General features: G+C 50.7%; 10 protein-coding genes. 6 read left to right on the forward strand and 4 right to left on the reverse strand.

Translation table 11 applies throughout. From position 1 onward, the window contains the following. Positions 1-4 precede the first annotated feature (4 nt). From rsmB to def, 3 genes are read right to left on the reverse strand one after another with little or no spacing between them, the layout of a single operon-like run. Positions 5-1,294 (reverse strand): 16S rRNA (cytosine(967)-C(5))-methyltransferase RsmB, encoded by a 1,290-nt coding sequence (rsmB, locus tag OGY13_RS15710; RefSeq protein WP_020996083.1) that lies wholly within the window; start codon positions 1,292-1,294, stop codon positions 5-7. A 51-nt stretch (positions 1,295-1,345) separates the two neighbouring features. Continuing rightward, positions 1,346-2,293 carry a methionyl-tRNA formyltransferase gene (gene fmt, locus OGY13_RS15715; RefSeq protein ID WP_008786286.1) on the reverse strand — a complete coding sequence of 316 codons (948 nt, stop codon included), beginning with the start codon at positions 2,291-2,293 and terminating at the stop codon, positions 1,346-1,348. A gap of 14 nt (positions 2,294-2,307) precedes the next feature. Then, the gene (def, locus tag OGY13_RS15720) at positions 2,308-2,817 is read right to left on the reverse strand and encodes a peptide deformylase (protein WP_003828283.1); all 510 of its coding nucleotides are present in this window, start codon (positions 2,815-2,817) and stop codon (positions 2,308-2,310) included. A gap of 129 nt (positions 2,818-2,946) precedes the next feature. On the opposite strand from def, the gene dprA reads away from it, so the two are divergent. Genes dprA through OGY13_RS15750 form a run of 6 tightly spaced genes read left to right on the forward strand, consistent with a single transcriptional unit; the run spans position 2,947 to position 6,739 of the window. Then, on the forward strand, positions 2,947-4,071 hold the full coding sequence (dprA, locus tag OGY13_RS15725) for a DNA-protecting protein DprA (protein ID WP_048215428.1): 1,125 nt from the start codon (positions 2,947-2,949) through the stop codon (positions 4,069-4,071). Then, positions 4,043-4,516 carry a DUF494 family protein Smg gene (gene smg / locus OGY13_RS15730; protein WP_003031162.1) on the forward strand — a complete coding sequence of 158 codons (474 nt, stop codon included), beginning with the start codon at positions 4,043-4,045 and terminating at the stop codon, positions 4,514-4,516. The genes dprA and smg overlap by 29 nt, the downstream gene beginning before the upstream one ends. A gap of 26 nt (positions 4,517-4,542) precedes the next feature. Next, a complete protein-coding gene (locus OGY13_RS15735; RefSeq protein ID WP_008786284.1) occupies positions 4,543-5,085 on the forward strand; it encodes a DNA topoisomerase family protein in 543 nt (180 codons plus the stop codon). A gap of 4 nt (positions 5,086-5,089) precedes the next feature. Continuing rightward, a complete protein-coding gene (gene tsaC, locus OGY13_RS15740; protein WP_008786283.1) occupies positions 5,090-5,662 on the forward strand; it encodes an L-threonylcarbamoyladenylate synthase type 1 TsaC in 573 nt (190 codons plus the stop codon). 1 nt (position 5,663) lies between these two features. Continuing rightward, complete coding sequence (gene aroE / locus OGY13_RS15745) at positions 5,664-6,485, forward strand: shikimate dehydrogenase (RefSeq protein ID WP_060682861.1); 822 nt, start codon at positions 5,664-5,666, stop codon at positions 6,483-6,485. Further along, the gene (locus OGY13_RS15750) at positions 6,482-6,739 is read left to right on the forward strand and encodes a DUF1488 family protein (protein ID WP_060682860.1); all 258 of its coding nucleotides are present in this window, start codon (positions 6,482-6,484) and stop codon (positions 6,737-6,739) included. Before aroE ends, OGY13_RS15750 begins: the two co-directional genes overlap by 4 nt. On the opposite strand, the gene OGY13_RS15755 is transcribed toward OGY13_RS15750, so the two are convergent. Next, positions 6,715-7,269, reverse strand: coding sequence for a gamma carbonic anhydrase family protein (locus tag OGY13_RS15755; RefSeq protein ID WP_003031171.1), 555 nt, complete (start codon positions 7,267-7,269; stop codon positions 6,715-6,717). The genes OGY13_RS15750 and OGY13_RS15755 overlap by 25 nt on opposite strands. Positions 7,270-7,569 lie beyond the last annotated feature (300 nt).

Here is a 7,569-nt window from a genome sequence, read left to right on the forward strand (position 1 = left end):
CTCATCACTTTTTGATTAGCTTAGCGTAAAAGAAGCCATCGCCATCTTCCGCACCCGGTAAATTCTGACGTCCGGGTTTTTCCGGCGTACCGGTTTCGCTTAATACCGCATCCGGTGTGCGTGCCAGGAAGGCGGCAATTTGCTGTTGGTTCTCTTCTGGCAGGATAGAGCACGTTGCATACACCAGCGTGCCGCCAGATTTAAGATGTGACCAGGTAGCATTCAGGATCTCAGCCTGCAATTGGGCAAGTTCGGCAATATCCCGGTCGCGGCGCAGCCATTTGATATCCGGATGGCGACGGATCACCCCGGTAGCAGAACATGGAGCGTCCAGCAAAATACGGTCAAACTGTTGTTCACCGCACCACTGCTGTGGATAGCGGCCATCCCCCTGTTTTACGGTTGCCTTCATGCCCAGACGTTTCAGATTGTCGTAAACGCGCGATAAGCGTTTTTCATCCACATCGACGGCCATGACGTTAGCTAGCGGAGCAACTTCCAGAATGTGAGTGGTTTTACCGCCCGGCGCACAGCACAGGTCGAGGATCTGTTCACCGTCCTCCGGCAACAGATAATTTACGCATCCTTGAGCGGAAGCATCCTGAACGGTGACCCAACCTTCGTCAAAACCAGGGAGGGCGTGAACTGGAGCCGGTGTTTCCAGACGCACTGCATCCGGGTAGTCTGGATGCGGGAAACCTGTCAAACCCGCTTCGGTAAGCAGGTCTAGCCAGGCGTCGCGAGTATGGTGATTACGATTGACTCGTAGCCACATCGGCGGTCGCTGGTTATTGGCTTCAAGAATGGCTTCCCACTGCTGCGGATACGCACTCTTAATACGTTTCACCAGCCAGGAGGGGTGTAAGAAGCGCAAATCGCTTTGCGCAAACTCGGCCAGCAGTTCATCCTGACGGCGTTGAAACTGGCGCAGTACGCCGTTGATCAGCCCTTTCAGCTGTGGACGCTTAATAACGACCGCGCCTTCTACGGTCTCAGCTAAGGCAGCGTGTGCTGGAATACGAGTATGCAACAGTTGGTAGAAGCCCACCATGATCAGGTAGTGAACGGTGCGCTGTTTGCCCGTCATTGGACGTTCCATCAGTTGCTGGATCATCCACTCCAGTTGAGAGAGTGTACGCAATACGCCGAAGCAAAGTTCCTGTAACAGTGCTTTGTCTTTATCGGCAACTTTTTGCTGCATGGCGGGCAGCACGTTACTTAGTGATTGTCCTTTCTCGACAACCTGTTCGACGGCCTGGGCCGTCATACTGCGTAAATTAAGATGTTTTTTCATAAGCGCAAAAATAAAAATGCCCGGAGACACCGGGCTTAAAGAGATGAACCGTCAGGCCAGACGGTTTCCGGGCACGAACCACTCCCGGCGCGAATTAAGCAGATCCTGCGCGCTCATGGCTTTTTTACCGGCAGGCTGCAAAGAGATAAGATTCAGAATGCCGTCGCCTGTTGCGACCTGGATACCCTGCTTTGTTGCCTCTAGAATGGTGCCTGGCTCGGCCTGGGTGTTTACAGCAATAACCGAAGCTTGCCAGACTTTCACTGGCTGACCATCGATTTCAAGCCAGCTCATTGGCCACGGGTTAAAGGCGCGGATGCAGCGTTCCAATTGAACAGCCGAAAGCGACCAGTCGATACGGGCCTCTTCTTTGCTGAGTTTTTCTGCATGCGTAACCAGTGATTCGTCTTGTACCACCGGTTTTATTGTACCGGCAGCCAGCTGTTTTAGCGTTTCAATCAGCCCCTGAGGCCCCAGGTCTGCCAGCTTGTCATATAACGAACCGCTGGTATCTTCTGCCGTAATTGGGCAGGACAGCTTCAGCAGCATATCACCGGTGTCGAGGCCAACATCCATCTGCATGATGGTAACACCGGTTTCGGCGTCGCCTGCCCACAGTGAGCGCTGGATCGGTGCTGCACCCCGCCAGCGCGGAAGCAGGGAACCGTGAACGTTGATACAACCCAGGCGCGGCATTTCCAGTACGGCTTTTGGCAGAATCAGGCCATATGCCACCACCACCATCACGTCTGCGTGTAAATCAGCAACCAACTGCTGGTTTTCCTGAGGGCGAAGAGAGACGGGTTGAAAGACCGGTATCCCTTTTTCTTCTGCCAGCACTTTTACCGGGCTGGGCATCAGCTTTTTACCGCGTCCCGCCGGGCGGTCCGGTTGGGTAAACACGCCAACGACGTTATGTCCAGAAGACAGCAGCGCGTCGAGATGACGCGCTGCAAAGTCAGGTGTACCCGCAAAAATAATACGTAGTGAGTCTGACACGTTGATCCTTGTCCTTAAGCTCGGGCGTTCAGGCGGTCGAGTTTTTCAACTTTCTGACGAATGCGTTGTTGCTTCAACGGAGACAGATAATCGATAAATAGTTTACCGACCAGGTGATCCATTTCATGTTGAATGCAGATAGCGAGCAGGCCATCGGCTTCCAGTTCAAAAGATTTGCCGTCGCGATCGAGCGCACGAATTTTTACTTTCTCTGCACGCGGTACTAACGCACGCTGTTCAGGAATAGACAGACAGCCTTCTTCAATGCCGGTTTCGCCGTCTTTTTCCAGCAGTTCTGGGTTAATGAGTACCAACTGCTCATCGCGATTTTCAGAGACATCAATAACAATGATGCGCTGATGAATATCGACCTGTGTTGCTGCCAGACCGATACCTTCTTCGGCGTACATCGTTTCGAACATATCATCAACGATACGCTGAATTTCTGCATTCACTTCTTCAACCGGTTTTGCGACTTTGCGAAGCCGCTCGTCCGGAATATGTAACACTTGCAAAACTGACATAGTTATCCAGAGTTGTGTTCAGGAGTTGAAAAGATTATTACCTCTATTCTAGACAAAACCCCCTCTGATTGACAGCATCAGTGACCAATCGCAAAGATTGCCAGGACTGCTTGTGGCAGGGGAACAGGGATGACCCAAATCGAAATTTGGCTACGTTTAGCGCAAGTGAATGAACTGTATGGTGATGAGATAGTGCGCGTTGCTCACTGGCTCAATACTCAACCGTGCATTAACAACGCGGTACTCTTGCAGGCAGGATTCTCTCCACGCCAGGCAAGACGCTTTTTAACCTTTTCAGATCTGACGCTGGAAAAAACGCTGCGCTGGCTTGAACAGCCTAACCACCATTTTGTGGTTGCCGACAGCGAGCATTATCCGCCACAGCTCCGTGCGATTGAGGATTATCCTGGGGTGCTTTTTGTTGCAGGAGCTCCCGCATGCCTCCACTCATTTCAAGTTGCCGTTGTCGGTAGTCGACAACATTCATGGTATGGCGAACGCTGGGGACGGTTGTTTTGTGAAAAGCTTGCTGCATGTGGGGTGACGATCACCAGCGGTCTGGCCCGGGGGATTGATGGCGTGGCGCACAATGCTGCGATAAACCGACAAGGCACAAGTATTGCGGTGCTGGGAAATGGACTTGAGACCATTCATCCACGGCAGCATATCCGTCTTGCGGAGCGACTTATTGAGGCTGGGGGCGCACTGGTGTCTGAGTTCCCATTAGATATGCTCCCTTTGCCGCGCAATTTTCCCCGACGAAATCGTATTATCAGTGGTCTAAGTAAAGGTGTACTGGTTGTCGAAGCTGCACAGCGTAGCGGTTCACTGGTTACTGCTCGCTGTGCAATTGAACAAGGGCGGGAGGTGTTTGCTTTACCTGGGCCGATTGGGAGCCCGGGAAGTGAAGGCCCGCATTGGCTTATTCAGCAGGGAGCCATGCTTGTGACGACACCAGAGGAAATTCTTGAAAATTTGCAATATGGGCTGCAATGGTTGCCAGATGAACCTGAAAAATCAATTTATTCGCCAGATCACGAAGAGGTGGCATTGCCATTTCCGGAGCTCCTGGCTAACGTAGGAGATGAGGTAACACCTGTTGACGTCGTCGCTGAACGTGCCGGCCAACCTGTGCCAGAGGTAGTGGCTCAACTGCTCGAACTGGAGTTAGCAGGGTGGATCGCAGCTGTACCCGGCGGCTATGTCCGATTGAGGAGGGCATGCCATGTTCGACGTACTAATGTATTTGTTTGAGACATATATCCATAACGAAGCTGAGCTGCGTGTGGATCAGGACAAACTGGAACGGGATCTTACCGACGCTGGTTTTGATCGTGAAGACATTTACAACGCGTTACTTTGGCTGGAGAAGCTTGCTGACTATCAGGATGGTCTTGCTGAACCTATGCAGCTGGCATCGGACCCTCTTTCTATACGTATTTATACTGCAGAAGAGTGCGATCGACTGGATGCAAGCTGTAGAGGATTCCTGCTATTCCTGGAGCAGATTCAGGTGCTAAACCTCGAAACGCGAGAAATGGTTATTGAGCGCGTACTCGCGCTAGATACGGCAGAGTTCGATCTGGAAGACCTGAAGTGGGTGATTCTGATGGTGCTATTCAACATTCCAGGTTGTGAAAATGCCTATCAGCAAATGGAAGAATTACTCTTTGAAGTGAATGAAGGTATGCTGCATTAATCAATCTTCATTCAGTATGAGTTGTTATGGCTAAATCAGCACTGTTCACGGTGCGTAAAAACGAGCCCTGCCCACAATGCGGGGCTGAACTGGTTATTCGTTCCGGGAAACACGGTCCGTTTCTCGGTTGTTCACACTATCCAGAATGCGATTACATCCGTCCGCTGAAATCTTCCGCGGACGGACATGTTGTCAAAGTTCTGGAGGGTAAGCTTTGTCCTGCATGTGGCGCTGAGCTGGTGCTGAGACAGGGACGATTCGGTATGTTTATTGGATGCAGTGACTATCCTGCGTGCGATCACACCGAGCTCATCGACAAGCCTGATGAAACAGCAATAGTCTGTCCTCAATGCCAGACTGGTCATCTTGTCCAGCGGCGTTCCCGTTATGGCAAAACCTTTTACTCCTGCGATCGCTATCCGGAGTGCCAGTTTGTCATTAACTTCAAACCGTTAGCCGGAGAATGTCCTGAGTGTCATTATCCGCTTCTCATCGAAAAGAAAACCGCGCAGGGTGTGAAGCATTTCTGTGCCAGTAAACAATGTGGAAAGCCGATTTCGGCGGAATAAAAAAGTGAATAATAGCCTGCCCACAGACGCTATCGCTGCGGCGATAGCGGTTCTGAAACAAGAAAAAGTCATCGCCTATCCAACTGAAGCTGTATTTGGTGTCGGCTGCGACCCCGATAGCGAAACGGCTGTAACCCGTTTGTTGGCGCTAAAACAACGTCCGGTCGATAAAGGGTTAATTTTAATCGCGTCAAACTTTGAACAACTTAAACCATATATCGACGATAGCATGCTCACCGATGCTCAACGTGACGCTGTTTTCGCCCGTTGGCCTGGTCCTGTTACCTTCGTTTTCCCAGCGCTTGCGACAACGCCACGCTGGTTGACCGGGCGCTTTGATTCTCTGGCTGTTCGCGTCACCGATCACCCGCTGGTGGTTGCGTTGTGCCAGGCTTATGGCAAACCGTTAGTTTCTACCAGTGCTAATTTGAGTGGCTTACCGCCTTGCAGAACGGTAGAGGAAGTTCGCGCACAGTTCGGTACAGACTTTCCCGTGGTTGAAGGGGAGACCGGGGGGCGTTTGAATCCTTCGGAGATCCGTGATGCTCTGACAGGTGAACAGTTTCGACAGGGGTAATATGAAAGAAGCCTATGCTGTTTTTGGTAATCCGATAGCGCACAGTAAATCGCCCTTTATTCATCAGCAATTTGCAGAGCAGCTGAAGATTGATCACTCCTACGGGCGTGTATTGGCACCCATCAATGATTTTGTGAATACCCTGAACGCTTTTTTTGCTGAGGGCGGGAAGGGGGCAAATGTCACCGTGCCTTTTAAAGAAGAGGCATTTGCACGTGCCGATGAACTAACGGAGCGGGCATCGCTTGCTGGAGCGGTCAACACCCTTAAACGGCTGGAGGATGGGCGTTTACTGGGAGACAACACGGATGGTATCGGCTTGTTGAGCGATCTTGAGCGTTTATCTTTCATTCGTCCCGGATCGCGAGTTCTGCTGATTGGTGCGGGTGGTGCATCCCGTGGAGTTTTATTACCTCTTCTTTCTATGGATTGTGCGGTGACTATTGTTAACCGTACCGCTTCGCGCGCTGAAGAGCTGGCACAAATCTTCTCCCATACCGGCAGCGTACAGGCGGTAGGAATGGACGAGCTTGATAATTACAGTTTTGATTTGATTATTAACGCGACATCCAGCGGAATTAGCGGTGAGATCCCGGCTATTCCGAAATCTCTTATTCACTCATCTGTCTATTGTTATGACATGTTTTATCAGAAAGGAGATACACCGTTCCTCTCCTGGTGTGCCGAACATGGGGCGAAACAATATGCTGATGGCCTGGGTATGCTGGTGGGGCAAGCAGCGCACGCCGTTTTACTCTGGCATGGGGTTTTGCCGCAGATTGAACCCGTCATTAAAAGCATGCAGCAGGAATTGTCGGCATGAATCAGGCGATCCAGTTTCCCGATCGAGAAGAATGGCGCACGGATGTCAACGCCGTTGTGTTTCCGGCGATGGTTCATGGTATGCAGTTAACATGTGCCATATCTGGAGAGATGCTGGCGTCCCGCTTTGGCGGCGACACGCCTGAACATTGGTTGGAAATCTTTCAACAGCATCGCTGGGATCTGGAAGAAGAAGCTGAAGGATTGATCCAGGCCCAGCAGGAAGATGCTCAAGGTTGGGTGTGGTTACTCTGACTTAAATATTCATCTTTCCACTTAACATAGTTGTTAGCTGAATATTGTAAGCCTGCTTTCTCTTCATCGCTTAATGGACGGATTTGTTTAACCGGGCTTCCCAGGTACAGATACCCGCTTTCCAGGCGTTTGTTTTGGGGAACCAGGCTCCCAGCCCCAATCATAACGTCGTCTTCTACGACTACGCCATCCAGCAGAATCGAACCCATGCCGACTAATACTCGGTTGCCAATGATGCAGCCGTGTAGCATGACCTTGTGACCGACCGTCACATCCTCACCCACGATCAATGGATTACCCTGCGGATTAGAAGTGGACTTATGTGTGACATGGAGAACGCTGCCGTCCTGAATGTTTGTACGGGCACCAATTTGTACATAGTTAACGTCGCCACGAATGGCGACCAGTGGCCAAATTCCGACATCATCAGCCAAACGGGCATCACCAATGACGACACTGCTGGTGTCGATCATTACGCGATTTCCGATCTGTGGGAAAAGATCCTTATAAGGACGCAGTACATCAGACATACTTACCTCAACGAAAATAGAGCAGTAATGAAGACTTTGGTTGGATTATTGAGACTGTGCAAGTGGTTTAGCTATCAAAAATCAGCCAAATTGCGCAGGAATGTAGCGAAAGGAGTGAAAAACAAGCATTCAGAAAAAAAGATCCAAAAAATACTTGTGCTAAAAAATGGGATCCCTATAATGCGCCTCCATCGACACGGCGGATGTGAATCACTTCACGCAAACAGCCGGTTCGGTTGAAGAGAAAAACCTGAAAATGAGGGTTGACTCTGAAAGAGGAAAGCGTAATATACGCCACCT

It is taken from the genome of Citrobacter sp. Cpo045 (assembly GCF_030332875.1).
Classification (GTDB): Bacteria; Pseudomonadota; Gammaproteobacteria; order Enterobacterales; family Enterobacteriaceae; genus Citrobacter; species Citrobacter portucalensis.

Excerpts from the sequence above, each read along its gene's own strand:
- OGY13_RS15750 (WP_060682860.1), top strand. The coding sequence starts at position 6,482 with ATGAATCAGGCGATCCAGTTTCCCGATCGAGAAGAATGGCGCACGGAT.
- OGY13_RS15735 (WP_008786284.1), top strand. The coding sequence starts at position 4,543 with ATGGCTAAATCAGCACTGTTCACGGTGCGTAAAAACGAGCCCTGCCCA.
- OGY13_RS15755 (WP_003031171.1), bottom strand. The coding sequence starts at position 7,269 with ATGTCTGATGTACTGCGTCCTTATAAGGATCTTTTCCCACAGATCGGA.
- rsmB (WP_020996083.1), bottom strand. The coding sequence starts at position 1,294 with ATGAAAAAACATCTTAATTTACGCAGTATGACGGCCCAGGCCGTCGAA.
- smg (WP_003031162.1), top strand. The coding sequence starts at position 4,043 with ATGTTCGACGTACTAATGTATTTGTTTGAGACATATATCCATAACGAA.
- def (WP_003828283.1), bottom strand. The coding sequence starts at position 2,817 with ATGTCAGTTTTGCAAGTGTTACATATTCCGGACGAGCGGCTTCGCAAA.
- dprA (WP_048215428.1), top strand. The coding sequence starts at position 2,947 with ATGACCCAAATCGAAATTTGGCTACGTTTAGCGCAAGTGAATGAACTG.
- aroE (WP_060682861.1), top strand. The coding sequence starts at position 5,664 with ATGAAAGAAGCCTATGCTGTTTTTGGTAATCCGATAGCGCACAGTAAA.